Origin of the sequence: Marichromatium gracile, assembly GCF_004343155.1 — a bacterium.
GTDB classification, from domain to species: domain Bacteria; phylum Pseudomonadota; class Gammaproteobacteria; order Chromatiales; family Chromatiaceae; genus Marichromatium; species Marichromatium gracile.
Genome location: NZ_SMDC01000002.1, coordinates 235,750 through 259,352, shown reverse-complemented (window position 1 = coordinate 259,352; position 23,603 = coordinate 235,750). Strand labels below are relative to the sequence as shown.

Here is a 23,603-nt window from a genome sequence, read left to right as displayed (position 1 = left end):
CAAAAAGCCCCACACCACACCACACCACACCACACCACAGAGTAAAGGACACCCACTTACCGTTGACGCTCGCGAGACGCTCTCCTACGCTTCTCCCAACACCTCCAGCGGAGGAGATGCACCATGACCCGTCCCCGCGCCGCGCTCGTCTCCTTGTCTGATACGCCCTGGTATCACGTCGTCACGCGTTGCGTGCGCCGAGCGTATCTCTGCGGCTTCGATCGGTTGACCGGACGGAGTTTCGAGCATCGGCGCGGCTGGGTGGAGTTGCGGTTGCGTCAGCTCGCGGGGGTGTTCGCGATCGATGTCGCGGCCTATGCGGTGATGAGCAATCACGTGCATCTGGTGGTGCGGGTCGATGCCAATCGGGCGGCGGGGTGGTCGGATACCGAGGTGCTGCGGCGCTGGCGGTGCCTGTTCCGGGGGCCGGTGGTGGTGGAGCGGTTCCTGTCGCCTGCGACGCGGGCGGGGATGACCGAGGCGGAGCTGGAGGTGGTCGCGGGGTTGGTCGCGACCTATCGGGCGCGGTTGGCGGATCTGTCGTGGTTCATGCGGGTGTTGAACGAGTCGATCGCGCGGGCAGCGAATCGGGAGGATGGGGTTCGGGGACGGTTCTGGGAGGGACGCTTCCGTTCGCAGGCGATCCTCGACGAGACGGCGCTGCTGGCGGTGATGGCCTATGTCGATCTCAACCCGATTCGGGCGGGGATCGCGGAGACGCCGGAGGAGAGTGCGCATACCGGGATTGCGGCACGGATCGCCGCCTTGCGCGCGGACGAAGGTGACACGGCAGGACGATCGTTCGCTGTCATAGAGCGATCGACACCTGAGGTTGTCGAGGCCCCGCCAACGGCGTGCACCGCCGCAGCGCCCGAGACCGACCACGCCGACAGCTCACCAGACGCTCGCAGCACTCACCTCTGGGAGACCGTCCTCGGTCGCCTGCCCCCTGCCCCACTACTGCCCTTCGGCAACCCCGCCGAGGTCCCGGCAGCAATCCCCTTCACCTTCGACGGCTATCTGACCCTCGTCGACTCGCTCGGCCGCGCCCTGCACCCACGCAAGCGCGGGTCGATCCCGGCGGAGCTGCCCGACATCCTGTCCCGACTCGGCATCGCGCCGGAGCGCTTCGTCGAGCACGCGGGTTTCCTGCTCAAGGGGTTCGGCGCGGCGATCGGTGCGCCGGAGCGACTGACCGCGCTCGCGGCACGGCGAGAGTGTCGTTATCTACGCGGCGTGCGCCGCGCCACGGCCCTCTTCGGCCCGACCACGCCGACCGATCGTCCGGCAGCGACCGCATCGCCCTCGCCCGTCCCTGGCCGATAAATATTCAAACGCAAATTTAATAACTTCTACATACCACAGAAAGCGTAAATACGCGATGGATATTTTTGTAAGAAACTTGGATACGTCAGATATACCAGAAGTCCTTCAGATAATAAACGGATGCCCTCATTTAGAGGCGCACTCCCCTTTTATATACTGGATACTATCAAATTATTTCACCAATCTGTCCGTTGTCGCTTTACACAAAAACAAAGTGATTGGCTTTTCTTCCGCAATATTAAGCAGTAACAGCAAAAAAAAATTAGCGTATATCTGGCAGGTTGGCGTAGATATAAACTTCAGAAAAAAAGGAATTGGAAAAAGAATGATAAAAGAAATACTTTGTAATTTCGAAAAACACAACATTGAAAGTGTAGAGTTTTCAGTACCCCCAAATAATTTCGCCAGCCTCAAAATGTTTCAAAAAGCACTATCAGAATCAAGCTACCAAATCAAAGAGATGGCAGACCTTAACATTTCCGTAAAAAATATAAACTGGACAGAAAGTCATCGCCACTTTACGGCAAACCTCATAAATCAAAAACACTAACAAGCCAAGCCAAAATAACGTGCCCCCCAAGAGCGACACTCTACACTTATCGCAGAACGCTTTTCCGCCCAGTTATAAACAAGCCCGCAGCAAAAAACGCAAACCAAAAAGAGAAAGCTCATGTTTCACAGGAGAACTCAATACCCGCCCCCGTCAGGAAATTACTCAGTAAAAGTGAAACGTGGAGACAGCTGGAGAAATCATCGCAATTGCAGGCTTCAAATAAGCGTCGGCCACCAGTACCACGAAGCCGAAAAACTCAGCGCCACAATAGAATGGGCCACAAACAGATTTACTCCAGAACAGGGGAGTCAAATATTTTTATGCGTAAATGACACATTGCAGCGATACAACTCAATGTCAAAAGACAACATCACAGAAAAAAAAGCGTTAGAGCAAAGCATAGAATTGGGCAATGAATGGATAGAAAGGAACTCTTGTTTTTTCTCAAAAATCAGAAACCTTTACCTATCCCGCTGGGATTCCTGGAGAAGCCATAAAGATTACAAAAAATCACTAGACTCGACATATAAACTCTACGATCGCAATATAGAATTCCATAACGCAATCGACAAAAATGCATATGTGTTTTGGGAAAGACAAAAAAACAGAAACCGCTCCTCGAAAAGAACACTAGCCCGCTCTCTCGAACTTTCCAAGCTATACCTTCTTGAAGAAACGGCAGTCTTTTCACTTATGTTCAAATACAATCCCGCCATAGACATATACCCAGGCACAACATTACTTCCATGCACAATATTTCAAGGCAGGAGCAATATCCCCGGGCTTCCGGATGGTTTAGGGCAAGGCGCCTTCGCTCAAATTGATTTCGCGAAAAACTCAAAAATACGCAACAAATAATTCATGCGCAACCCAAAAACAAGCAACACCAATAATTAAGGAACACCCACCCCGCCCACTTATACAAAAACCTCTCCTACGCTTGCCCGCGCTGTGGGCGGCAAGTATATCTCTGCGGCTTCTATCGGTTGACAGAGGGAGTTTCAAACATCGACGGGGCTGGGTAGATTGGCGGTGATAGCCGATGTCGATATCAACCCAGTCTGGGCAGTGACCCCGAAGACACCGGAAGAAAGTACGCACAACGGGATCGCGGCGCGATCCCGTCGGACTTGCCCGAGATTCTCACCCGACTCGGCATCGCGACGGAGCGCTTCGTCGAGCACGCCGGTTTCCTGCTCAAGGGGTTCGGCGCGGCGATCGGTGCGCCGGAGCGGATGACGGCGCTCGCGGCACGGCGAGAGTGTCGTTATCTACGCGGCGTGCGCCGCGCCATGGTCCTCTTCGGCCCGACCACGCCGACGGATCGTCCGGCAGCGACCGCATCGCCCTCGCCCGTTCCTGGCCGATAGTGCGCATGGCCTGTCCCTGGCCGCGCCAGCCCCTGCACGCTAGACCTTCGGCCTCACCCGCCGCGCCCCTCCCCCGATCGGCTTGAACGCCACGGGGGCGACGAACCGCGCCCAGGCCCAGCTTGCCAGCCGGACGACCAGACGCACCACCAGCAGCGCCCACAGCAGCATCAACGCCCGGTAGACGATCACCCAGGCGGAGATCAGCTCGGGCTGCGGCAGTGCCACCCACGCCTCACCCTCGACCCGGTCCTGATACCACTGCAGCGCATCGGCGCTCGATCCGTTGCCGGCGATATGCATCTCGGGCTGGCCGAGCAGGCTCGACGGGATCGAGTCGAGCAGCGTGGCGAAGGCCGCGACGGTCAGCAGCGCCAGCACCAGTTGCACGAGGTTGTGCCGCCACGCCGAGGCCTTCGGTGACAACCAACCGCGCGCATGGAAGGCGAGCACCCAGACCACCACGACCACCGCGGCAAGGAGCGATTGCGTCAGTCCGACGAGGAGCACGAACCAATCGAGACGCTTGAGCGGGATCCCGCGAATCGCCCCGAACACCAAGGCCGCGACGACAACGGCGATCAGCAGCGCCCAGAAGGTCACGGCAGGCCCCATGGAGGGACCGGCGGTCCAGACCACCCATCGATCCTCGGCGGGCATCACCTTGACGCTGAGGTTCGTCGCGGCGGTCACGCCGAGCTCGACCGGTGCGACCCGGTAGCGTGTCGCGATCGCCGCCGCCGAGTCCCAGCTCACCAGGACCCTATGGAGACCGGGATCGATCGGGACCTGAAGCTCCACCCGACCATCCTCCAGTGCGGTCTCTCGGACGTGCCGTCTGGAGCCATCCACCTCGAGCGCCTCGAAGCGCGACCCGGCCGCCAGCCTGATCGGCAGCACATCCCCCTGACTGGACTGGATGCTGACCTCCAGTGTGTAGCGGGAGCCCTTGGCCCGCGGCATGACGGTCAGGGTCGAGGCGCGCACCGTCATGGTTGCGGCCGGCACCGGCTTGGGCCGGGTCACGTTGAGTTCGATGCGCTGACCCGGCCAGGGCCTCCAGGTCCGCAGCGCGCCCTGCTGGAGGGTTGCGACGCCCTCGTCCTCGACCGCCTCGACGCGCCACAAGGGGGATTCCGCGATCGCCCAGGTCTCGCTGAACGCGCCCCCGCCCGGGCTCTCCAGACGAATGCGATCGGCGAACTCCAGCTCGCTGCTCCACCGACGCTCGGTCTGGCCGGCGCGGAACGGGATCTCGATGCGGCCGTCCCGAACGGACAGGCCCGAGGAGACGACGCGCTCGCCATCGAGCAGGGGCACCAGCACGACGGCGCTGTCGCTGCTGCTCGACAGGCGCTGCACCCGCGTCGAGACCGTCCACTTGGGACCGAAGGAGATGGTCCTGAGCACCCGGGTGAAGGGTTCGAGTCCCGCGGTATCGGGCGCGCTCGCGTCCCCGGCCTCAGCGCGCTGCCGGGGCGCGATGCTGAGACTGCCGTTGGACAGCCCGAGCGCGGAGACGCCATCGACGCGCCAGATGTCCGGGGCGTCGACCCGGATTCGCTGCGGCGGGGCGTTGAGCGTCAGGGTCAGCCCGCCGGGCGGGATGGCGCCGGACAGCTCGAGGGTGTGTCGCCCGGCGGGCATGCGGACGTACCTGATCCGCGATGCGGCATCCGCGCGCACCGGCGTCGTCTCGCCGTCGAGCAGGACCGCCCGTGGCTGCCACTCGGAGCGTCGCGCGGGGAGCGGATAGGCGGTCTCGTGCAGGGCGGAGACGTCCAGGAGCAGCCGCAGCGTCCACCCCTGCTGGTCGTCGGCGCGGGAGATCATCACCCGCATGTCGCCCGAGGACGCACAGTTGGGCGCGCACTCGGGGGAGCGGAGCACATGCGAACGCAGCGCCTCGATCAGCGTGTCCGAGGGATAGCCGACGGACTGGGCGAGCGCCTCGTCGCTGACGAAGAGCGCGGGGCTCGACAGCACCGCCACGGCGATCAGCGCAACGGCGGGCGACGAGGGCCGCGCGGCGTCGACGTCGAGCGTCATCGCCTCCTCGTCCGATGCCGCGGGCCGGTCGCGATAGGTCCGGTAGCCGCGGAAGGCCAATGCCACCAGCAGCACGATGAGACCGCCCGCGCCGATCAGCTTCGCGGCGCCGAACATCATCGGCGTGAGCAGATAGAGCGAGGCGGACTCGAAGGCATCCGGGACGTTCGGGACCTGCCAGGCAAGGGTGGTCTGGTTGCCGCGCCAGGTGGGCAGTCCCGGCCCGGTGCCGATCTTGGCCTCGGCATCGACGATCACCTGCAGGCGACCACCGTCCTGATCGAGGCCCAGATAGTCAGAAGGCGCGGCGGCCTTGCCCCGCATGGGCGCGGATGAGGGCATCGCCATCTCGGCCTCGGCGAACCCCATCGCGCGGTTCGGGCTGGACAGCGCCGCGTCGTAGCGGTTGGCGAAGTTGCGATCAAGCTGCGGAAACAGCGACGTCTTGACCGCATAGACCGTGTAGGAGGCGACGAACACGGCGAGCGCGACGAACAGCGCCGCGGCGATCCCGCCGACGAGGTTGCCGAGACGCGGGATGTCGCGCTGATAGCACGCCCGCGTCAGGATGCCGAGGAGGATGACGGCGATCCACAGCGACCCACCGCCGAAGGGCAACTGCCAGGTCAGCGCCCCGACGATCACCCACAGCACCCCGGCCCAGAGGCCCAGGGCCTTGACGAAGAGCGCGGCGACCAGGATGAGCAGGAACAGATCGAGCAGGTTCCACTTGGTGAGCCAGGTCTGCGGGAGGTTGTCGGTGCCGAAGGCGGCGACGGCGAGCCACCCCGCCGGCAGGTTGATGGTGGTGTTGACCGAGTCGAACACCGCGCTCTCGGCCGCCCAGCCATTGCTCGCGAGCCGCAGGGGGAAGGTGCCGGACTGCTCGGGATCGGTCTCCAGACGCCCCTCCGCGGTGAGCGCGAGCCGCCCCGCCGGTACCTCGATCCCGTCCAGCGACGCCGCCGCGTTGTCCGCGGCGATCTCCGAGAGCACCCACGGTGTGCCGTTCAGCTCGAGACGGCCGATGTCCAGGGGCGACGAAAAGCGGCCTGGCGCGAACAGCTCGCCGGTGATGCTGTCGCGGAACGTCAGCCCGCGACCGGAGAAGTCGAGCCACGCCTCGCGGCGCAGGTCCACACGCCCGACGCCCGAGCCGATATCGGCGAGCAACTGCACATCGAGTGATCCGGCCTTGCCGGCCTCGGCCAGAAAGGCGCGATCGCCGCGCCACGGCTCGGGGATCTCGGTCTGGCTGGGGTCGATCTGATCCAGCCCGGTGAAGCCGAGAGAACGAAGCGCCGGCACCACCTGGAACGACCACAGCTCCCTGCCGGGCCAGCCCTCGCCGGCGACATCGGGAACCGGGATGCTGAGGATGTCGCCGGTGGCGTGCGCCAGGACGTCGACCGAGTGCGAGCCCTGCCCGACCTGGATCTCGAGCCGCCCCGCCTGATCGATGCCCACCGGGAGCGCGCTCTCGACCTGATGGGGGACGAAGCCCTCGGGCAGGAAGTCCGCGAACGTCAGGGATCGCTCGCGCCCGGTCACGGAGATCAGCAGCCGGGTGACGACGACCATCGGGTTGCCATCGGTGAAGCGCCGGAAGACCTTGATCGACAGCGAGTCCTGGGGCGCCGCCGGCGTCGCCTCGCGAGGGCGCTGGAGCCAGAGATCGCCGTTGTCGTCGAGCCGGAGCGGCGTGCCGTCGGCCGCGAGCACCACCCCGACCTGCTCGGGGATGGACAGCTGCGTCGGGCGGCGGAGCCACGCGATCTCGCCCTCGACGCGGGCGGATGCGCGGGGTCCGTCCAGGAACAGGAACGGCTTCCCGTCCCGATCGACCACGGTCGCGGGCGCGCCGTCGAGCGTCACCTCGGTCGGCCAGGCCCCGCGTTGACCGGGGAGCGGCAGCCAGCCCCGCTCGAGCAAGGTCCAGGGTTGTCGGAAGCTCATGGCCTCGCGCTCGATCGACAGGACGAGCGGCCCCGGCCAGGCACACACGGGATCGAGGGCGGCGCCGGCGGCCAGCGCGGGGGTGCAGCCGAGCGCGGCGGCCTGGTCTCGCAGCGCCCACGGGACCCATGCCTGCAGCTCGGCAGGAACGCCGGTGAGCCGCCAATCCTCCACCAGATCGAGCGGTTGCCCCTCGGTCATCGCGCCCGATGCCGTCTCCTGGCCCGGAGACACAACCTCTGGTGCCGATTGGGCGAGCGTCGTCGCCGGCAGGAGCAGCACGGCGAGGACGACGAAGAGCCCGGCCACGGGCGCCAATGGCCTGATGCCGAGAGACACGCCGGTGTTCTCGCGGGCGCTGCGTATCAGGTGTCCTGAGCGAGACATCGCGTCCCCTCCCTGTGGCGTCGATGATGGATTGGGTGCGCTGGAGGGTAGCTGTCGGGCCGCGCGGAACATGCGCGTCAAGGGGGCAATCACCGGGCTGACGCTCCTCGTCTGCGACGCCTCGCATCATACAGCCGTTCATCGAGCCCGAGTGAACGCCTCGGGCCGTCCCACGCAACCGCCCTGGTCTCGCGCCGATCTCGCGGCGGCTCGGCACGAAGGCGACCCCGCCCGTCCCCGACCGGCATGTCCGCAAGGACCCCGTCTCGCGGGACCGCTAGAATCGGCACGAAGGCACGGCTGATGACGCCTCCCGAAGACGATCGCGACAGCGCCTCGGCTGCCCCCATGGACCCACCCATCACCGGACGACACGACCACCATGCACGCCGAACTGATCCCCCTGGGCTGGACCGACTGGTTCGAGGACAGGCTCGACCCCGCCCCGAACACACGACTCGCCCGCGTCGCCGCGGTCGATCGCGACCAGCTGTTGCTGCTCGACGAGACCGGCCCGTTCCGTGCCAGGCTCGCCGGTCGCTATCTCCATCGCCACCCACACCCCGACGCACACCCCTGCGTCGGTGACTGGGTGTCTGTGGAGGGTGGCGCGGACGACGACTTCGGCATCGTCCATGCACTGCTCGCGCGGCGCACCGCGCTGCGCCGCAAGGTCGCCGGGAACAGCAGTGAGCCGCAGATGATCGCGGCAAACATCGACTGCGCGGTGATCGTCCAGTCCTGCCACTTCGACTTCAATCTGAGGCGCCTGGAGCGTTATCTGGTGATGGTGACCGACGGCGGCGCCGAGCCCTACATCCTGCTGACCAAGACCGATCTGGTCGCGCCGGAGGTGCTCGAGGCCCAGATCGCGGAGATCCGTGACGCCGGCATCAGTGCGCCGGTGCTGACACTGAGCAGCGTGACGCGGGAGGGGCTGGAGACGCTCGAACTGCTGCTCACCCCGGGCAGGACCTATTGCTTCGTCGGCTCGTCCGGCGTCGGCAAGAGCACCCTGATCAACCTGCTGACCGATCAGGCACGTCAGGAGACCGGCGGCGTCAGCGGCACCGGCGAGGGACGTCACACCACGGTACGACGCGAGCTGATGCGGCTCGCCGGCGGCGCGCTGGTCATCGACAACCCCGGGATGCGCGAGTTCGGCGTCATCGGCGCCGAGGGCGGTCTCGACGCCAGCTATGGCGAGATCACCGCGCTCGCGCAGCACTGCCGCTACCGCGACTGCACCCATACCGACGAGCCCGGATGCGCTATCCTGCAGGCGGTGGAGGTCGGGACGATCGGTCGGGCACAGCTCGACAGCTACCTGAAGCTCCGGGAGGAATCCGCCTTCCACCAGCGCTCCCATGCCGAGCGGCGCAAGAAGGACCGCGACTTCGGCAAATACATCAAGTCGGTGAAGAAACAGCTGAGACGCTGACCCGTGACGACAGGACCCGGCTCAATAGACACGCGGTCCGGTGGCACGGCTCGGTCGGTGAGGCGAGCGCCTCACCGATCGCATCCCTGCAGATCGGTGCCAGGAGCGCGCGCAAGGACATCATCTCGATCAATGGACTAGCGAGGTATCCGCGCATGAGACCTACCGTGACCGCACTCGGCCTCTCCCTGGCCCTGCTCACCGGACTGGCGCCGACCACCCAGGCCGAGCCCAGGGATCAGTTCACCAAACCCGACCCGAGGGAGGTCGAGGTCCAGCAACACCCGGACCCGGATGACCTGCACGTCGCCCGCCCGCCGCTCGAGATCCGCTATCAGTGCCCGCCCGGCTGGACGACCTCGGTCGGCAGCTTCGAGCCGCACCAGACGACGGTCTGCGTACCCGAAGACGTCCCGCAGCGCATGCCCTGCCCGCCGGGCACCGTCTTCACCAGGTCCTCGTGCAGCATCTCCTGCCAGATGTTCAACTAGTCGTCCGACGGACCGCCCCGGGGCTCGCACCCCGGGGGCGGCCCCGTGCGCTCAGAAGAAGCCCAGCGGGCTGGTGCTGTAGCTCACCAGCATGTTCTTGGTCTGCTGGTAGTGGTCGAGCGCCTTCTTGTGGGTCTCGCGGCCGATCCCCGACTTCTTGTAGCCGCCGAAGGCCGAGTGCGCGGGATAGGCGTGATAGCAATTGACCCAGACGCGCCCGGCCTGGATCGCGCGGCTGGCGCGGTAGGCGCGGTTGGTGTCGCGGGTCCAGACCCCGGCGCCGAGCCCGAACTCGGTGTCGTTGGCGATGGCGATGGCCTCGGCCTCGTCGCGGAAGGTGGTCACGCCGACCACCGGGCCGAAGATCTCCTCCTGGAAGACCTTCATGTCGTTGCGCCCCTTGAGCAGGGTCGGCTGCACGTAGTAGCCGGTGCTCAGACAGCCGTCGAGACACTCGGCGCCGCCGCCGATCAGCACCTCGGCGCCCTCCTCGCGACCGATGTCGAGATAGGACATGATGCGTTCGAACTGCTCCTGCGAGGCCTGGGCGCCGACCTGGGTGTCGGTGTCGAGCGGGTTGCCGCGTTTGATACGCGCCGCGCGCTCGATCACCCGGCCGATGAAGTCCTCGTAGATGTCCTCCTGGATCAGCGCCCGCGACGGACAGGTGCAGACCTCTCCCTGGTTGAAGAAGGCCAGCACCAGCCCCTCGACGCACTTGTCGAGATAGTCGTCCTCGTGACGGAGGATGTCGCTGAAATAGATGTTGGGCGATTTGCCGCCGAGTTCGACGGTCGAGGGGATCAACTTGTCGGCGGCACAGCGCAGGATGTGCTGGCCGACCGGGGTCGAGCCGGTGAAGGCGATCTTGGCGATGCGCTCGCTGGTGGCCAGCGCCTGCCCGGCCTCCTCGCCGAGACCGTTGACGACGTTGATCACCCCGGGCGGCAGCAGGTCGGCGATCAGCTCCATGAAGAGCATGATCGAGGCCGGGGTCTGCTCGGCGGGCTTGAGCACCGAGCAGTTGCCCGCGGCCAGCGCCGGGGCGAGCTTCCAGGCGGCCATCAGCAGCGGGAAGTTCCAGGGGATGATCTGCCCGACCACGCCCAGCGGCTCGTGGACGTGATAGGCGACGGTGTGCTCGTCGATCTCGGCCATCGAGCCTTCCTGGGCGCGGATACAGCCGGCGAAGTAGCGGAAGTGGTCGGCGGCGAGCGGGATGTCGGCGGCCAGGGTCTCGCGCACCGCCTTGCCGTTGTCCCAGCTCTCGGCCACCGCCAGCCGCTCCAGATTGGCCTCGATCCGATCGGCGACCTTGAGCAGCAGATTGGAGCGCTCGGTCACCGAGGTCCGCCCCCAGGCCGGAGCGGCGGCATGGGCGGCGTCGAGCGCCAGGGCGATGTCGGCGGCGTCCGAGCGGGCCACCTGACAGAACACCTGGCCGTTGACCGGGCTGACGTTGTCCAGGTAGCGACCATTGACCGGGGCGACCCACTCGCCACCGATGAAGTTCTCATAGCGCTCGGCGAAGCGCACCACGGCGCCGGGATCACCAGGGTTGGCATAGATCATGGCTCAGATCCTCCTGTTGTCGTCATCGCTTGGGCGGCAAGACACGCGCCGTGCCGGCAACAGGACGTTAACGGGGCATGACCATCGAATACTTGCCCCGCAGTCCCCAAGATTGGCCTGACAGTCCAGGCCCGGGGACCACGGAGGGAACAGCATGTCGCCAAGCGTACCGATGTCGTTGAACACCGCCTTGCCATCGCAACCGCCGGTGGACCTGATCGAGAACCGCACGCTGTTCGCGCGTCACGCGGCCGAGCTGTCGATCTACGACACCTTCGCCCCGGCCCGCGACGTGCCGCTGCGCGCCGAGGAGCTGCTCTACTGCGCGATGACCCAGGGCCGCAAGCGGATGCACGGCCCGCACCCGGCGCACGACTTCCTGCCGCACCAGTCCTATGTGCTCGCCCCCGGCGAGCAGGTGCTGATCGACTTCCCCGAGGCGACGCTGCAACGACCGACGCGCTGCCTGACCATCGCCGTCGAGCGCGAGCGACTGCGCCGACTGTGCGACCGGCTCGATCGCCACGCGCCGCTGCCGCGCGGGCGCGGGAGCTGGCAGACGGTGTCTCGGCACAGCTGGCACGGCCATCACTCGGAGGCCACCCAGCGCCTGCTCGAACGCATCGCCGGGAGCTTTCTCCAGGCCGACGCCGACAACGACCTGGTACTCGATCACGGCGTCGACGAGCTGTTGGGCCGGCTGTTGCGCCAGCAGGGGCGCGAGTTCCTGCTCGCCTGCGCCGCCGCCGAGCCCGATCACGACCCCTTCAGCGCGGTGCTCGACCATATCGAGCGTCATCTCGCCCAGCCGCTCGACATCGAGCGGCTGTGCCGACTGAGCTGCATGTCGCGCACCCGATTCTATGCCCGCTTCGCCGCCCTGCTCGGCTGCACCCCCAACGCCTATCTGCTCGAGCGTCGGCTGCGCTGTGCCGCCGAGCTGCTCGACCAAGGGATGGCCGTCACCCGCGTCGCCTACGAGGTCGGCTTCCAGAGCCCGAGCCACTTCTCGCGCCGCTTCCAGGCGCGCTATGGGGTCGCCCCCAGCCGCTACCGAGCGCACGCCGCCCCGCCCCTGCCCGGCTGACCCGCCGGCTCGCTTCCGACTCGCCCGGGTTCTGGACTATGCTGCCCCCTTCTCGCACTTTGGAGACATCGAGCATGGCCCAGGAACACCCCACCCCGGAGACCCGCACCGACTGGCGCGACACCATCGACCGCATCGCCTCGTCCGCACCGATGCGGCTCGCCCAGGCGCTCGGGCTGCGTCTCAGCGTCACCGCGCTGCTGCTCGGCTGGCTGGTCGTGCTGGTCGGGATCAACGCGCTCTACCCGATCGACGTCAGCGGTCTCTTCCTCTCCGCGGTCTTCCTCACCCTCTATGTGCTGCCCGGGCTGATCGCCCATGACCGCGGACTGACCAGACGGCTGCGCATCACCCTCATCAATGTGCTCTTCGGCTGGACCCTCGTCGGCTGGGTCGCGGTGCTGTTCTGGGCACTGCTCGGCGACGGCGAACCCACCCCGCAGGGCGGCGCCGAACCCCAGGCCTGATCGGCCCGTCGGCGCGCGGCCCGAACCGCCCCACGGCCGCCTCGACCTTCGCCGGCAACACGGACACCCGGCGTACAAAAGTCACCGGGTTTCCGTGACCTGAACCCCGGACACCCGGTGACGATCAGGTTACAATCGCGTGGCAATCGCCCCGGGCGCATGGTCTGAAGGAGTTCGCGAAGCAGGGATCGCTCGCCCGAGGATCCAATCGCCCGAGCGCACGGATCACGCCCGGTCTTGACGTGGCCCGCCCATCCGGGCGCCCGCACTCATCACGTCCGACCCCGCCGCATCGCCGCTCGGCAAGACAACGACCAGGACCGCCCCGGTCCACACGCACAGTCAAGAACAACCGAGCCAACATGTCCCGCATCCATCTCAGCCTCGGCCGCAAGATCGGCCTGGCCCTCACCGTCATACTCGTCTTCATGCTGCTGATCGCGCTGATCGGCTGGAGTGGACTGCAACGCACCGACAAGGTCCAGCAGGCGCTGATCAAGAGCTTCGAGCAATCCAACTTCCAGCTGGTCAAGGAGATCGACCACCTGGCCTGGGTCAACGATCTCGGGCTCAGTCTGCTGCTCGACCAACCCTTCACCGGCGAACTCGACCCGCACCGGTGTGACTTCGGCAAGTGGTACGACAGCCTGCGCAACGACCCGGGCTATGCGCGCTACCCCGAAGCGTTCCGCGCCGCCTTCGACACCATCGCGGTCCCGCATCGCGCCGTCCACGAGTCGGCCAAGCGGATCAACAGCGCACTACAGCGCGGCGATCACGATCAGGCGCTGCGCATCTATCGCAACGAGACCCTCGCCTACCTGCAAACCCTGCGCCATCTGTTCGGGGTGCTCGAGGAATCGCTCCAGGCCCAGCAGCAGGAGAGCATCGCCATCTCCGCAGAGACCAGCCAGCTGGCACGCTGGAGCATGCTGGGCGCGGCCAGCGTCGCACTGGTGCTCGCGGCCCTGCTCGGCGTGCTGCTCACCCGCCTGGTGGTCCGACCGGTGCGCGCCACCACCGCGCGACTGCGTGACATCGCCGAGGGCGAGGGCGACCTGACCCAGCGTCTCGAGGTCCACGGCAACGACGAGATCGCCGATCTCTCGCACGCCTTCAATGCCTTCATCGCGCGCATTCACACGCTGGTCAGCCAGGTCGCCGGCGCCGCCAGCCAACTCTCGGCCGCCGCCGAGCAGCTCTCCGGGACCAGCACCGAGAGCCGCGAACACGTCGCCCAGCAACAGCGCGAGGTCGAGCAGGTCGCCACCGCGATGCACGAGATGGCCTCGACCGTGGCCGAGGTCGCACGCAACGCCGCCGAGGCCGCGCAGGCGGCTCAGAACACCGACAACGAGGCCGAGGCCGGCAGCGCCGTGGTCGGCGAGGCCAACACCACCATCGATGCGCTGGCCCTCGAGGTCGAGAGCGCGGCCGAGGCGATCTCGCGCCTCGCCGCCGACAGCGAGGAGATCGGCAAGGTGCTCGACGTGATCCGCGCCATCGCCGACCAGACCAATCTGCTCGCACTCAACGCCGCGATCGAGGCGGCACGCGCCGGTGAGCACGGGCGCGGCTTCGCGGTGGTCGCCGACGAGGTGCGCAACCTTGCCAGTCGCACCCAGGCCTCGACCACCGAGGTGCAGGAGATGATCGAACGATTGCAGGGCGGCGCGCTCGGCGCGGTCGAGGCGATGGAGCGCGGTCGCGCCAAGGCCGGCGAAGGCGTCGCCCAGACCACGCACGCCGCCGAGTCCTTCCAGACCATCACCCAGTCGATCAGCACCATCACCGACATGAATGCCCAGATCGCCAGCGCTGCCGAGGAGCAGTCCGCGGTCGCCGAGGAGGTCAACCGCAGCGTCTCCAACATCAACGACGGCACCGCGCACGCCGCCACCACCTCCGGCCAGATCGCCCACGCCAGCGAGGCCCTGGCCGCGCTCGCCCTCGAACTCCAGACCCTGCTCGGGCGTTTCCATATCTGAGCCGCCAGCCGCCAGCCGCCAGCCGCCAGCCGCCAGCCGCCAGCCGCCAGGGAAGGCTAGCGCCCATGACTAAGGCCGAGAGCTGGAGACTCGCCGTTGGTGGTTCAGCCACCAGCGACCAGCTGCCAGCGCCGAAGGCTGGCAGCTGGAGGCTGATCGCTGATAGCTAAGATTCAAGAACCTCTTGCCGCGGCCGTTACTCAGGGACGGAACAGACTCGCCCCGGAGGCCCAGAGATGATCTCGCTCCACTCATCCGTCTCGCAGCTCCAATCGCTCACGACCCTGCGCTCGGGTGCCGGCGCATCGGGCTCGCCGACGACAGCGACCCGCGACGGCAGCGCAGCGGCGCCACAGCAGCAGGTGCTCGAGCGACTCGCCGCGCACATCCCCGGCATGGACGCCAATGCCGTGCGCAAGCTCGACGCCGAGAACTTCACCCCGGAGAAGGTCGCCAACCGCATCGCCGATGCGGTGGCCACCGGGCTGGAGAGCGCCCGCGCCCGTGGCCGCTCCGAGGCCGAGGTCGAACAGCTCTATCAGCAGGCCGTCGAGGGCGCACGCAAGGGCTTCGAGGAGGCGCGCGAGATCCTCTCCAACCTCGACATGCTCCAGGGCAAGGTCGCCGAACAGCTCGACGAGACCGAGCAACTGACCTTCGCCGCGCTCGACGGCCTGGCCCCCGGCGGCCAGAGCACGGCGAGCAGCGCCACTACCGCCATCGGCGTCGCCGAGCGCTTCCAGCACGCCGAGTCCTTCTCGCTCGAGGTGCGCACCCGCGACGGCGACAGCGTGCGTATCGACTTCGGCCAGCAGCTCGACTACAGCGCCACTGCAGCACTCGCCCGCGACAGCGAGGGCAATCAGGTGGCGCAGTTCGACGTCTCGCGCAGCGCCTCCAGCAACTACAGCTTCAGCGTCAAGGGTGATCTCGACACCGAAGAGCTCGACGCCATCCGCAACCTGGTACAGGACACCAGCGAGCTGGCCAACAGCTTCTTCCAGGGCGACGTGCAGGCGGCCTTCTCCCAGGCCGGCAGTCTCTCGTTCGACGCCGGGCAGCTCTCGCGCATGGAGCTGAACATGAGTTCGAGTACCAGCTACTCGGTCGCTCAGGCCCAGCGCTATCAGGAGACCCAGCAACTCGGCAACGACTCGCAGAGCGAGCGCCCCGGTCGTCGGATCGGTCAGCTGATGGATCAGATGCAGGAGCGCTTCTCGCAGCCTGCGCTCGGCTTCCTCGAGGACGCCCGCGCCAGCGGTGCCGAGCTGATGCAGGGCCTGGTCGAGCAGGATGAGCGCTTCGTCAGCGCCGAGAAGCAGCAGCAGGACGACTTCCGCTCGCACATGAGCCGACTGCTCGACGCCTTCGCGCCACGGCGCACCGACAGCGATGACTGAGGACTACTCGGGCAGGTTGGGCGGATCCCAGTCATCGAGTCGCGCCCCCGAGGCACAGGCCGCGCGCCACGCCGCGAGCCGCTCGAACTGAGCGCGGCTCGCGGCGGCCAGTAACACGGCGAGTTCGCGAACCTCGGGCGCCGCCTGATCGACCAACCCGGCATAGAAGTCACGACGACACCGGGCATCGCGCATGCCCAGCTCCAGCACCTCGGCCACGCTCATCAGATAGTCGACGCCCTCCCCGCCGACATCGGGCGCCGGCGCACCGTCACCACACCAGGCGAAGTCCCAGGGCGCGATGCGCGGCAGACACAGCCCACGCGCGCGGTGCTCGACCCGGGCCACGGTGGCCTCGCTGAGCCCGGCCAGTCGATCGAACGCAGCCGCCGCGGGCGCATTGTGGTGCAGCGCCATCCCGGCGGCGAGTTCGGTATAGCGCTCGTGGCTGGCGTGTTCGAGTTCGAGCGCGTGGGCGAGCAGCGCCGCGAGAGAATCCACCGACCCCGGGCCCGCGCTCATGCCAGCAGCCCCGACTCGATCTCTTCGAGCGTGCACGCGGGAGCCTGCTCGGCCCGCCAGGGCGTGAGGGCGCGGCGAAACAGCAGCCCCAGGGTCTTGCCGTCATCGGCCTGGATCCGGCGCGCCGCCGCCACCGGATCGGTGCTCGGCCCCGTGTCATCGACATGCACCCGCCCCTTCCAGTCGCGATGCTCGGGCCTGAAGGTGGGACAGGGGGTGAGCACGTGCACCAGGGCGAATCCGGGATACTCGATCGCCTCGACCAGCAACCGGCTCAAGCCCGCGGGATCGCCGGAGAAGCCCCGGGCGATGAATCCGGCGCCGGCGGCCAGAGCGATCGCGGTGGGCAGGAAGCGCGGCATCCCGGTGCCGTGCGGCGTGAGCTTGGCCTGCTGCCAGTCGGGCGCGGTGGTCGGCGAGGCCTGTCCCTTGGTCATGCCGTAGACCTCGTTGTCCATCACCACATAGGTGAGGTCCTGGTTGCGCCGACAGGCATGCAGGAAGTGATTGCCGCCGATCGAGAAACCGTCGCCGTCGCCCCCGAGCACCAGCACGGTGAGTTCGGGGCGCGCCGCCTTGAGACCGCCGGCGAGCGCCAGGGCGCGACCGTGCACGCCGTGGAAGCCGTAGGCGGCGACATAGGCCGGCAGCCGCGAGGAGCAACCGATGCCGGAGATCAGCGCCAAACGCTCGCGCGGCAACTCGAGATGGGCCAGCGCCCGGGTCAGCGCCGCGAGCACGCCGTGATGTCCGCAGCCCGGACACCACACCGGTGTCACCCCGGACTTGTAGTCACGGGCACGCAGGGTCGAGGTGGTCGGTGATTGCGACTCAGTCATCGGTCTCCTCCGCATCCAGCACCGCGGCGACGATCTCGCCCGGTCGCCACGCCAGGGGGCCGGGCCGGGCCAGCGCGCGCGCCTGTGGCGGCAGCACCCGCTGGGCATGGAGATGAGCAAACAGCTGGCCGTCCTGATTGAGTTCGACCACCCATATCCACGCCGCGCCATCGAGCGCCTCGCGCAGCGCCGCGCGCGCCAGCGGGGCGATCAGCCGCAGCGCGATCACCCGGGTCGGGCGCCCCGCTGCGGTGAGCCGCGCGGCGGCCTCGAACACCGCCCCGGCGCTGCTGCCCCAGGTGACGAGACAACGCGTACCCCGACCACGGATCTCGGCCCAGTCGGGCCCCGGATCGAGACCGTCGAGCTTGCGCGCGCGCTTGTCGAGCTGCTGGCGATGATCGGCGGCCAGGCTCGAGGGCGTCCCCGAGGCGTCGTGCTCCAGTCCCTCGGCGACATAGCGACACCCCGACCGGCCGGGCGCAGGCATCGGCGAGCGTCCGTCGACGCTCGGTGCATAGCGCTGGAAGGGCGCATCGAGGGGCCCGTCGGGCACCAGTCGGGACGGCAGTTGCGGGGCCCGTGGCGGCGGATCGACGATGGCGCGCGACTGGCCGAGCGCCTGGTCGGAGAGCACGATGGCCACCGTCTGCAGGTGTTCGGCCAGCCCCACCGCCCATTCCAGGGTGAAGCAACAATCGGCGATACCGAGGGGCGCGAGCACCAGGTGCGGGGCATCGCCGTGGAGCCCGTAGAGCGCCAGACCGAGATCGGACTGCTCGGTCTTGGTGGGAATCCCGGTCGAGGGACCGCCGCGCTGCACGTCGACCACCACCAGCGGGGTCTCGCTGGCCACCGCCAGTCCCAGCCCCTCGACCATCAGGCTCAGTCCGGGGCCGGAGGTGGCGGTCAGCGCCGCCACCCCGCCGAAGGACGCGCCGATGACCATGTTCACCGCCGCCAGTTCGTCCTCGGCCTGGAGCAGCTGACCGTCGCGTTGCGGCAACCGCGGCGCCAGCCATTCGAGCAGCTCGGTCGCCGGGGTGATCGGGTAGGCGGCGACGAAGCGCACCCCGGCGCGCAGCGCGCCGAGACCGGCGGCCTCGTTACCGCTGAGGTTCCACAGCCCGGCAGCGCCGCCAACGGGCGCGCACCCACCCTGCTCCACCAGCCCCAGCCCCGCTTCCAGACAGGCGATGGCCGCAGCGCGGGTGGCGGCGTCCTTGCTCGCCAGCACCCGTTCGCTGGCCGCGCTCAGCGCCGCATGAGACAACCCCAGCCAGCCGCCGAGCGCGCCCAGGGCGACCATGTTGGCGCGCCCCCCGGGGATCTCGGCGGCGCGCGCGGCGAGCGGCAGCGCCCGCACCCGTGCGCCGCACCCGGTCAGACAGGGCGGCGGCGGCACGCTGGCGACGTCCTGGAGGATGAGGGTGTCGGCGTCGACCGGCAGCTCGTCGACGAAGCGCTCGACATTGGCCCAGTCGAGCCCGAGCAACAGGTCGAGCCGATCGGCCATGCAGGCGACCGGGCGCGAGGCGAAGCGGAGGGTGGCGGCCGACTCGCCGCCGCGGATCTGCGGACCGGCGGCGCGCGTCAGCAACCCGTGGACACCGGCGCGACCGAGCGCGGCAAGCAGGATCTGGGCAGTGGTGAGGGCGCCGTGACCACCTGCACCGGTGATCGCCAGCATGCCCTCGGGGGCGACGGGGTCGCGATTGCACGGCATCGCGGGCACTCCTCCCAGGCCGGTGCGCCGCACTCGGATCGGCGGCGCGGGGATGGGGTGCGAAGCGGTTTCGGGGACACCACGACACACCCCCGTGCACCGATCATAGCCGCGACGCCGAGCGTCCCGGTTGATCTGGCACAGTCGAGGGGCGTTTCGATGGAGGGCGACCGGACCCGCCGCGCGGGCCGGCCGGGATCAGGCCTGGAGCTGCTCGGAGCGGAAGGGCGCGACGGTCTCGAGGATCGCCTTGTGGACCTTGACGTTGCCGGCGACCAGATTGCCGGTCTCGAGGAAGCGATTGCCACCGCCGAGGTCGCTGACCGTACCGCCCGCCTCCTGCACCAGCAGGGCGCCGGCAGCGCAGTCCCACTCGGACAGGCCGAGCTCCCAGAAACCGTCGGTGCGTCCGGCGGCGACATAGGCGAGATCGAGCGCCGCCGAGCCCGGACGACGCAGCCCGGCGGTGGCCAGGGTCATGGCCTTGAACATGCCCATGTAGGCGTCGATATGGCGCTGGTCACGGAACGGGAAGCCGGTGCCGATCAGTGCACCGTTGAGCGAGGGGCGCTTGGCGACCCGGATCTTGCGGTCGTTGAGCTGGGCGCCCTCGCCGCGCGCGGCGGTGAACATCTCCTCGCGCAGCGGATCGTAGACCACGCCGCACTCGAGCTGCCCCTTGTGCTTGAGCGCGATCGACACCGAGAACTGCGGAAAGCCGTGGAGATAGTTGGTGGTGCCGTCGAGCGGATCGATGATCCACTGATAGTCGCCCTTGCCGTGGAGACCGCTCTCCTCGGCAAGGATCGCGTGGCCCGGGAAGCGTGCCTGCAGCTCCTTGATGATGGTCGCCTCGGCGAGACGATCGACGTCGCTGACGAAATCGTTGCGTCCCTTGGTCTCGGCCTTGATGTGGTCGACGTGATCGAGATAACGCAGGAGGATCTTGCCGGCGCTGCGCGCGGCACGGATGGCGATGTTGAGGCTTGGATGCATAAGGATGAAAGATAACGGATGTGGTCCGCGTATCATAGATTGAGAACCCTATCAGCGTCTTGAGAGAACGCCCCATCCATGACCCAAACCAGCGAAGAAAACCTCGGGCGCATCCGCGCCGTGCTGATCGAGACCAGCCACCCCGGCAACATCGGCGCCGCGGCGCGTGCGCTCAAGACCATGGGCCTGTCGCGTCTGGAGCTGGTCGCGCCGCGTCAACGCCCGGACGCCGAGACCCTGGCCCGCGCCGCCGGCGCCGATGACCTGATCGAGCGCGCCGGCATCCACGACGACCTCGACAGCGCGCTCGAGGGCTGTCGTCTGGTGATCGGCGCCAGCGCCCGGCTGCGCAGCATCGAATGGCCGGTGCTCGACCCCGCCGAGGCCGCCGGCCGACTGCTCGCCGAGGCCGCCCACGGCGAGGTGGCGATGCTGTTCGGGCGCGAGAGCTCGGGGTTGACCAACGCCGAGCTGTCGCGCTGTCACTATCTGGTGCACATCCCCACCAACCCCGAGTTCAGCTCGCTCAACCTCGCCGCCGCGGTCCAGGTGCTCGCCTACGAACTGCGTCGCCACGCCCTCGTCGGCCGCCTCAGCGAGCACGTCGACGAGCGCCCCGATCTGGCCGACGCCGCCGACCTCGAGGGCCTCCACGGCCATCTCGCCGCCACCATGCGCGCGGTCGGCTTCGGCGACATCGAGCAGTCGCGCACCCTGCAGATCCGTCTGCGCCGGCTGTTCAACCGCGCCCGCCCCGACCGCACCGAGATCAACATCCTGCGCGGCATCCTCAGCGCCGCCCAGGGTCGCAAGCGCCCCGGGCGCGACGACCCGGCGCCAACGGAACCCGCCCCCACCGCCAAGGACACCACATGTTCAGACGACTGAGAGAGGATATCGCCTGCGTCTTCGACCGCGACCCGGCGGCGCGTACCACCTTCGAGGTGCTCACCACCTATCCCGGCATCCACGCGGTGGTGGTCCATCGCATCGCCCACGGTCTGTGGCGGCGCGAGTTCAAGTGGGCCGCACGCCTGCTCTCGAACATCGCGCGCTTGTTCACCGGGATCGAGATCCACCCCGGCGCGGTGATCGGCCGGCGCTTCTTCATCGACCACGGCATGGGCGTGGTGATCGGCGAGACGGCGGTGATCGGCGACGACTGCACCCTCTATCACGGGGTGACGCTCGGTGGCACCACCTGGGAGAAGGGCAAACGTCATCCCACCCTCGGACGCGACGTAGTGGTCGGTGCCGGGGCCAAGGTGCTCGGTCCGATCGACATCGGCGACGGCGCGCGCATCGGCTCCAACGCCGTGGTGGTGAAGTCGGTGCCGGCCGGAGCGACCGCGGTCGGGGTGCCGGGCCGGGTCATCGAGCCGGCGCGTGATGCGGCGAGCAAGCGCCGCGCCGACACCGCCCGACGCATCGGCTTCGACGCCTATGGCGCCACCCGCGATGTCCCCGACCCGGTGGCCAACGCCATCAACCGCATGCTCGATCATATCCACCAGATGGACAGTCGCATGGAGTTGATGTCGCAGGCACTCGAGGGCCACGGCATCATGCGCCGCTTCGAGCACGAGTGCGATCTCGACGCGATGAGCATCCCCCCGGCCACCGACGGCGAGACGGACGCCGACTCGGGTCAGCGCCGACCCGAGGATGCACGCCAGCGCTGAGCGCAGTGCCCTGGCGTGGTGCGGATTAATTGATCGTAACGGTCGGGTAACGTAGAATAACCCTACACTTGTTCGCTGTATTTTCCCTTGGGTGCAACGTGAGACTGACTACCAAAGGCCGCTACGCGGTCACCGCGATGCTCGACCTGGCCATCCACCAGGGCCGGGGACCGATCGCGTTGGCCGACATCGCCCAGCGCCAGGGCATCTCGCTGTCCTACCTGGAACAGCTCTTCGCCAAGCTGCGCAAGCGTGCGCTGGTGACCAGCGTGCGCGGCCCGGGCGGCGGCTACAACCTCGCCCGTACCGCCGCCGAGATCCGCGTTGCCGAGGTGATCGCCGCGGTCGACGAGAACGTCGACACCACCCGCTGCGGCGGCGCCCACAACTGTCAGAACAATGGTCCCTGCCTGACCCACGACCTGTGGAACGACCTCAGCGACCACATCTTCGACTATCTCAACGCCATCACCCTGCAGCAGCTCGTCGACAAGCGCGAGGCCACCCAGCCGCACCCACCGACCTCCTGCGCCACCGTCGACGTCAAGCTCGACGTCTCGCGGGTCGCCGCCAACACCTGAGCAGGCGCGCAAACGCCTTGCCAGCACGCGCTCCGAGGGCCTAGGATCTGGGTGAGCCGTGCGGATGACCCCGGGCGGCGGGATGCCCGAGATCCACCCAACTGTCTTCGCCGAGTTGGACGCAGCCAAGAACCACTTCGAGCTCTTCGGATTGCCGACGAGCTTCACGGTCGACACCAACCGCCTGGCGGAGCGCTATCGTGCGCTGAGCGCCCAGGCCCGCGCCGACACCGCCCTCGCCGCCGCCTCGCCGTCGCAACTCGACGAGGCCTACCGCACGCTGCTCGACCCACTGGCGCGCGCGCGCTATCTGCTGCGCCTGCACGGGCGTGAGTTGGGGCGCGGACGGGGCAATGCCGGGCTGCTGGTCGAGCAGCTCGAGCTGCGCGAGCAGCTCCAGGAGGTGAGCAACCGCACCCGCACCGCGCTCGCCGTCTCCAGCGTGCTCACCGATCTGGCCGAGCAGAGCGCGGTACTGGCCAAGGAGCTGCGGACCCTGTTCGAGGATCCCTCGACGGACAATCTCGAACTGGCGCACGACCTGGTGCACCAGCTCGAGTTCATCGCGCTGTGCCGGCGCGACGCCGAGCAGCGCCGCGACGCGCTCCAGCGCCGGGGCTGAGCCCGACCCGCGGGCTCAGCACTGCTCCCAGGGGAGACCGTGGAAGCGCCAGCCGCCGAGGCTGCTGCGGTGATGGTGCTCGTCGAGTTCGCCCTCGAACCCCTCGCCGACGTGATAGACACGCTTGAGCCCGGCCTGGAGCAGCGCCTTGCCCGCCTCGTGCGAGCGCTTGCCGCTGCGACAGATGAGGATCACCGGCGGGCACTGCTCGGTGTCGGACTCGCAGCTCGCGCCGCCGAGCAGGAGCTTGCGGATCTCGGTCTCGAAGTCCGGGTTGACGGTCCAGTCCGGCTCGTCGATCCAGGGTACGTGCACCGCGCCCTTGGGGTGACCGACGAACAGATACTCCATCGACGAGCGGATATCGACCAGGATCGCCTGGGGGTGGGAGTCGAGCATCGCCTGCGCCTGCTGCGGCGTCAGACTCTGCGGAGCAGCGTCGTGCATGGGGATTCCTCGTTGGTGGTGGGATCGCTCTTGTTATTGTGCCGCGCGCGGAGGCGCGTCCGGCTATCCTAGCGCCCTCGGGCATCACCGCCCAGCGCAAG

General features: G+C 67.6%; 20 protein-coding genes and 1 pseudogene. 14 read left to right on the top strand and 7 right to left on the bottom strand.

Translation table 11 applies throughout. The features are described 5' to 3' along the window. Positions 1-123 precede the first annotated feature (123 nt). The 4 genes and pseudogenes from EDC29_RS04170 to EDC29_RS04155 all read left to right on the top strand — a co-directional run. Entirely contained in the window at positions 124-1,326 is a 1,203-nt protein-coding gene (locus tag EDC29_RS04170; protein ID WP_132228678.1) for a transposase, read from the top strand. 55 nt (positions 1,327-1,381) lie between these two features. After that, complete coding sequence (locus EDC29_RS04165; RefSeq protein ID WP_132228676.1) at positions 1,382-1,876, top strand: GNAT family N-acetyltransferase; 495 nt, start codon at positions 1,382-1,384, stop codon at positions 1,874-1,876. A gap of 120 nt (positions 1,877-1,996) precedes the next feature. After that, a complete protein-coding gene (locus EDC29_RS04160; RefSeq protein ID WP_132228674.1) occupies positions 1,997-2,737 on the top strand; it encodes a hypothetical protein in 741 nt (246 codons plus the stop codon). Positions 2,738-2,982: 245 nt separating this feature from the next. Then, positions 2,983-3,249: pseudogene (locus tag EDC29_RS04155) on the top strand (transposase); the annotation flags it as partial. Between the two features lie 39 nt (positions 3,250-3,288). Here EDC29_RS04155 and EDC29_RS04150 read toward each other — a convergent pair. Beyond that, positions 3,289-7,641 (bottom strand): hypothetical protein, encoded by a 4,353-nt coding sequence (locus EDC29_RS04150; protein ID WP_132228672.1) that lies wholly within the window; start codon positions 7,639-7,641, stop codon positions 3,289-3,291. 382 nt (positions 7,642-8,023) lie between these two features. Here EDC29_RS04150 and rsgA point away from each other — a divergent pair, with 382 nt between their 5' ends. Next, positions 8,024-9,082 (top strand): ribosome small subunit-dependent GTPase A, encoded by a 1,059-nt coding sequence (gene rsgA / locus EDC29_RS04145; RefSeq protein WP_132228670.1) that lies wholly within the window; start codon positions 8,024-8,026, stop codon positions 9,080-9,082. A gap of 155 nt (positions 9,083-9,237) precedes the next feature. Further along, on the top strand, positions 9,238-9,573 hold the full coding sequence (locus EDC29_RS04140; protein ID WP_123139909.1) for a hypothetical protein: 336 nt from the start codon (positions 9,238-9,240) through the stop codon (positions 9,571-9,573). A gap of 51 nt (positions 9,574-9,624) precedes the next feature. Here the strand turns inward: EDC29_RS04140 and exaC are convergent, their stop codons facing one another. Beyond that, positions 9,625-11,145, bottom strand: coding sequence for an acetaldehyde dehydrogenase ExaC (gene exaC, locus EDC29_RS04135; protein WP_123139910.1), 1,521 nt, complete (start codon positions 11,143-11,145; stop codon positions 9,625-9,627). Between the two features lie 154 nt (positions 11,146-11,299). Between exaC and EDC29_RS04130 the strand changes: the two genes are divergently transcribed. From EDC29_RS04130 to EDC29_RS04115, 4 genes are all read left to right on the top strand, one after another. Continuing rightward, complete coding sequence (locus EDC29_RS04130; RefSeq protein WP_132228668.1) at positions 11,300-12,232, top strand: AraC family transcriptional regulator; 933 nt, start codon at positions 11,300-11,302, stop codon at positions 12,230-12,232. Between the two features lie 74 nt (positions 12,233-12,306). Continuing rightward, a complete protein-coding gene (locus EDC29_RS04125; RefSeq protein WP_200189239.1) occupies positions 12,307-12,699 on the top strand; it encodes a superinfection immunity protein in 393 nt (130 codons plus the stop codon). A gap of 362 nt (positions 12,700-13,061) precedes the next feature. After that, complete coding sequence (locus EDC29_RS04120) at positions 13,062-14,687, top strand: methyl-accepting chemotaxis protein (protein ID WP_123142924.1); 1,626 nt, start codon at positions 13,062-13,064, stop codon at positions 14,685-14,687. A gap of 236 nt (positions 14,688-14,923) precedes the next feature. After that, complete coding sequence (locus EDC29_RS04115; protein WP_123139914.1) at positions 14,924-16,087, top strand: DUF5610 domain-containing protein; 1,164 nt, start codon at positions 14,924-14,926, stop codon at positions 16,085-16,087. A 3-nt stretch (positions 16,088-16,090) separates the two neighbouring features. On the opposite strand, the gene EDC29_RS04110 is transcribed toward EDC29_RS04115, so the two are convergent. The 4 genes from EDC29_RS04110 to EDC29_RS04095 form a co-directional block, all read right to left on the bottom strand. Beyond that, positions 16,091-16,588, bottom strand: a complete 498-nt coding sequence (locus tag EDC29_RS04110) for a ferritin family protein (RefSeq protein WP_132228666.1) — start codon at positions 16,586-16,588, stop codon at positions 16,091-16,093. Between the two features lie 17 nt (positions 16,589-16,605). Further along, positions 16,606-17,448 (bottom strand): 2-oxoacid:ferredoxin oxidoreductase subunit beta, encoded by an 843-nt coding sequence (locus tag EDC29_RS04105; protein ID WP_123139916.1) that lies wholly within the window; start codon positions 17,446-17,448, stop codon positions 16,606-16,608. Then, on the bottom strand, positions 17,441-19,174 hold the full coding sequence (locus tag EDC29_RS04100) for a 2-oxoacid:acceptor oxidoreductase family protein (protein ID WP_132228664.1): 1,734 nt from the start codon (positions 19,172-19,174) through the stop codon (positions 17,441-17,443). Before EDC29_RS04100 ends, EDC29_RS04105 begins: the two co-directional genes overlap by 8 nt. Positions 19,175-19,372: 198 nt before the next feature. Beyond that, positions 19,373-20,170 (bottom strand): inositol monophosphatase family protein, encoded by a 798-nt coding sequence (locus EDC29_RS04095; RefSeq protein WP_123139918.1) that lies wholly within the window; start codon positions 20,168-20,170, stop codon positions 19,373-19,375. 78 nt (positions 20,171-20,248) lie between these two features. On the opposite strand from EDC29_RS04095, the gene EDC29_RS04090 reads away from it, so the two are divergent. The 4 genes from EDC29_RS04090 to hscB all read left to right on the top strand — a co-directional run bounded on the left by EDC29_RS04090 (position 20,249) and on the right by hscB (position 23,055). Continuing rightward, positions 20,249-21,058 (top strand): RNA methyltransferase, encoded by an 810-nt coding sequence (locus EDC29_RS04090; RefSeq protein ID WP_123139919.1) that lies wholly within the window; start codon positions 20,249-20,251, stop codon positions 21,056-21,058. Then, the gene (cysE, locus tag EDC29_RS04085; protein WP_123139920.1) at positions 21,043-21,852 is read left to right on the top strand and encodes a serine O-acetyltransferase; all 810 of its coding nucleotides are present in this window, start codon (positions 21,043-21,045) and stop codon (positions 21,850-21,852) included. Before EDC29_RS04090 ends, cysE begins: the two co-directional genes overlap by 16 nt. Before the next feature lie 98 nt (positions 21,853-21,950). Next, entirely contained in the window at positions 21,951-22,433 is a 483-nt protein-coding gene (gene iscR, locus EDC29_RS04080; RefSeq protein ID WP_123139921.1) for a Fe-S cluster assembly transcriptional regulator IscR, read from the top strand. Between the two features lie 64 nt (positions 22,434-22,497). Then, entirely contained in the window at positions 22,498-23,055 is a 558-nt protein-coding gene (hscB, locus tag EDC29_RS04075; protein ID WP_223806177.1) for a Fe-S protein assembly co-chaperone HscB, read from the top strand. A 15-nt stretch (positions 23,056-23,070) separates the two neighbouring features. On the opposite strand, the gene EDC29_RS04070 is transcribed toward hscB, so the two are convergent. Continuing rightward, on the bottom strand, positions 23,071-23,502 hold the full coding sequence (locus EDC29_RS04070) for a rhodanese-like domain-containing protein (RefSeq protein WP_123139922.1): 432 nt from the start codon (positions 23,500-23,502) through the stop codon (positions 23,071-23,073). Positions 23,503-23,603 lie beyond the last annotated feature (101 nt).

Coding starts and splice junctions, on each gene's coding strand:
- EDC29_RS04100 (WP_132228664.1), bottom strand. CDS start 19,174: ATGCCGTGCAATCGCGACCCCGTCGCCCCCGAGGGCATGCTGGCGATC.
- EDC29_RS04140 (WP_123139909.1), top strand. CDS start 9,238: ATGAGACCTACCGTGACCGCACTCGGCCTCTCCCTGGCCCTGCTCACC.
- EDC29_RS04070 (WP_123139922.1), bottom strand. CDS start 23,502: ATGCACGACGCTGCTCCGCAGAGTCTGACGCCGCAGCAGGCGCAGGCG.
- EDC29_RS04120 (WP_123142924.1), top strand. CDS start 13,062: ATGTCCCGCATCCATCTCAGCCTCGGCCGCAAGATCGGCCTGGCCCTC.
- EDC29_RS04105 (WP_123139916.1), bottom strand. CDS start 17,448: ATGACTGAGTCGCAATCACCGACCACCTCGACCCTGCGTGCCCGTGAC.
- EDC29_RS04090 (WP_123139919.1), top strand. CDS start 20,249: ATGACCCAAACCAGCGAAGAAAACCTCGGGCGCATCCGCGCCGTGCTG.
- EDC29_RS04095 (WP_123139918.1), bottom strand. CDS start 20,170: ATGCATCCAAGCCTCAACATCGCCATCCGTGCCGCGCGCAGCGCCGGC.
- EDC29_RS04115 (WP_123139914.1), top strand. CDS start 14,924: ATGATCTCGCTCCACTCATCCGTCTCGCAGCTCCAATCGCTCACGACC.
- EDC29_RS04125 (WP_200189239.1), top strand. CDS start 12,307: ATGGCCCAGGAACACCCCACCCCGGAGACCCGCACCGACTGGCGCGAC.
- exaC (WP_123139910.1), bottom strand. CDS start 11,145: ATGATCTATGCCAACCCTGGTGATCCCGGCGCCGTGGTGCGCTTCGCC.
- hscB (WP_223806177.1), top strand. CDS start 22,498: ATGACCCCGGGCGGCGGGATGCCCGAGATCCACCCAACTGTCTTCGCC.
- EDC29_RS04165 (WP_132228676.1), top strand. CDS start 1,382: ATGGATATTTTTGTAAGAAACTTGGATACGTCAGATATACCAGAAGTC.
- EDC29_RS04160 (WP_132228674.1), top strand. CDS start 1,997: ATGTTTCACAGGAGAACTCAATACCCGCCCCCGTCAGGAAATTACTCA.
- EDC29_RS04130 (WP_132228668.1), top strand. CDS start 11,300: ATGTCGCCAAGCGTACCGATGTCGTTGAACACCGCCTTGCCATCGCAA.
- EDC29_RS04150 (WP_132228672.1), bottom strand. CDS start 7,641: ATGTCTCGCTCAGGACACCTGATACGCAGCGCCCGCGAGAACACCGGC.
- cysE (WP_123139920.1), top strand. CDS start 21,043: ATGTTCAGACGACTGAGAGAGGATATCGCCTGCGTCTTCGACCGCGAC.
- rsgA (WP_132228670.1), top strand. CDS start 8,024: ATGCACGCCGAACTGATCCCCCTGGGCTGGACCGACTGGTTCGAGGAC.
- EDC29_RS04170 (WP_132228678.1), top strand. CDS start 124: ATGACCCGTCCCCGCGCCGCGCTCGTCTCCTTGTCTGATACGCCCTGG.